3 protein-coding genes and 1 pseudogene are annotated in these 1,852 nt (G+C 70.8%); 3 read left to right on the plus strand and 1 reads right to left on the minus strand.

The genetic code is table 11. The annotated features are described in order from the left end of the window. The 3 genes and pseudogenes from VGR06_RS28915 to VGR06_RS28925 all read left to right on the plus strand — a co-directional run. Positions 1-532: YceI family protein (locus VGR06_RS28915; RefSeq protein ID WP_327562315.1), on the plus strand; the 532-nt coding region annotated here is incomplete at its 5' end. Between the two features lie 70 nt (positions 533-602). Next, positions 603-869, plus strand: a complete 267-nt coding sequence (locus VGR06_RS28920; RefSeq protein ID WP_327562316.1) for a hypothetical protein — start codon at positions 603-605, stop codon at positions 867-869. A 2-nt stretch (positions 870-871) separates the two neighbouring features. Further along, positions 872-1,615 (plus strand): annotated as a pseudogene (locus VGR06_RS28925) (DDE-type integrase/transposase/recombinase). Here VGR06_RS28925 and VGR06_RS28930 read toward each other — a convergent pair. Next, positions 1,573-1,852 (minus strand): hypothetical protein (locus VGR06_RS28930; RefSeq protein ID WP_327562317.1); only part of this gene is annotated, 280 nt, incomplete at its 5' end. The pseudogene VGR06_RS28925 and the gene VGR06_RS28930 sit on opposite strands and share 43 nt — an antisense overlap.

Genomic DNA, 1,852 nt, shown 5'->3' on the forward strand with positions numbered 1-1,852 from the left:
CACCCACACCACGATCGGGTTCTCAGCGCGCCACATGATGGTCACCACCATCCGCGGCAAGTTCCACGAGTGGCGCGGCCAGGTGGAGGCCGAGGACGACGACCCGCTGACCGCCGTGGCCACGCTCACGATCAAGGCGGCCAGCATCGACAGCGGCAGCGAGATGCGCGACAACGATCTGCGCACCAACATCCTGGACGTCGAGGAGCATCCCGAGATCACCTACCGAAGCACCACGGTCGAGCGGGTCGACGAGCGCCGCTACCGGGTGACCGGCGAGCTGACCATCGCGGGCACCACCAACCCGGTCACCCTCGACGCCGAGATCGAGGAGGCGTTCCTGGACATGATGGGGATGCGCCGGGTGGGCTTCAGCGCCCGAGGAACCCTGCGCCGCTCGGACTGGCAGCTGACCTGGAACCCGGTGTTGGAGGGCGGCCGGCTGGTGATCAGCGAAGAAGCCAAGATCGAGATCGACGGCGCCTTGGTCCGCGAGGCGGACAAGCCCGCCGAGGCCGCCGCGACCGGCTGACCCCGGCTCAGTACTGCCCCTGGCGCTGTGCATTGGCCATGCACATCCCCGAGCGGCGAGACCACAGGGGATGAGCAATCCCCGCCCTCACCCCGATCCCGTCACACCCTCGGTCTTCGCCGGCTTCCGAGTTCCGTCCGACGTCATCGTCGTGGCGGTCCGCTGGCACCTGCGCTCTGGACCGTCCTGCCGCGAGGTCGAGGAACTGCTCGCCGAGCGCGGTGTCGAGGTCGACCACGTCACGATCTACCGGTGGGTGGTGCGGTTCGCGCCGTTGCTGGCCGACCGTGCCGACACGCTGTCGGCACCCGCTGGCGTGTCGATGAGACCTATGTGAAGGTGGCCGGGCAGTGGCGCTACGTCACCGGGCGATCGACCAGTTCGGGCAGGTCATCGACGTGTTCGTGTCCCCACGGCGGGGACGCCAAGGCCGCCCGCCGGTTCTTCGAGCGGGCCATGCGCACCCCTCAGGTCACGCCTCGCGGGGTCGTCACCGACCGGGCGCCGACCTACCCGGCGGCGTAGCATCGAACCGAGCAGTACGCGAACAACCGGGTCGAGGCGGATCACGGCCGGTTGAAGGCACGGCTGCGACCGATGCGGGGCTTGAAGCAGGATCGCAGCGCCAGGATGATCGTCGCCGGGCACGCCTTCGTGCAGAACGTTCGGCGAGGGCACTACGAGCTGGCTGTCGAGGAGCCGATGGGCCGGGCGGCTGGCGGTCGCGTTCGACGAGCTCGCCTCAGCGATCTGATCCCGAGCTGCGGGCGCGACCTCAGCATGCCGCGGGTTGGCGGAATGCAACAGCGCCCCTGGTGGCGCTCGGGGCCTGTTAGGGTCCCCGGCTGCGAGCGGCCGGCTCGCCTACGTCGACGAGGGGCCGCGGGACGCACAGCGTTCGTTGACGGTCTGGGTCCGCGCCGATGGGTTGTCGTGACTTGGCCGGCGCGCGCGGCTACACCGCGATCGCCGAACTCACGCTTGAGGTGCCGCAGCGTCGCGTCGCCGTTGTCCCGCGGGCCCTTGGGTGCACGTTCCGGTCACGCCGCTCGCCGGTGGGCTTGGAGCAGGCCGACCACGTAGCGGACCAGCCGCCAGTCGTCGGGCAGGCTGCTCGGGGCGCGCAGGGAGCGCCGTTGGGTCACGTGGCTGAAGACGTGGACCAGGGTGAGCCGGGCACCGCCGGGGTCGTGGGCGCGGGCGGCGGCGACCAGCAGCGCCGACTCGGTCCACGGGGCGGCCGGGTCGTCGGTGGAGTGCAACGCCAGCAGCGGGGCGCAGAGCCCCTGGACGTGGAAGGCGGGGGAGAACGCCTGCCGC

The organism is Actinophytocola sp. (genome assembly GCF_036002505.1).
Taxonomy (GTDB): Bacteria; Actinomycetota; Actinomycetes; order Mycobacteriales; family Pseudonocardiaceae; genus DASYTH01.

Bases quoted from the DNA above. Each gene is read 5' to 3' on its own strand.
- VGR06_RS28920 (WP_327562316.1), top strand. From the start codon at position 603: ATGAGCAATCCCCGCCCTCACCCCGATCCCGTCACACCCTCGGTCTTC.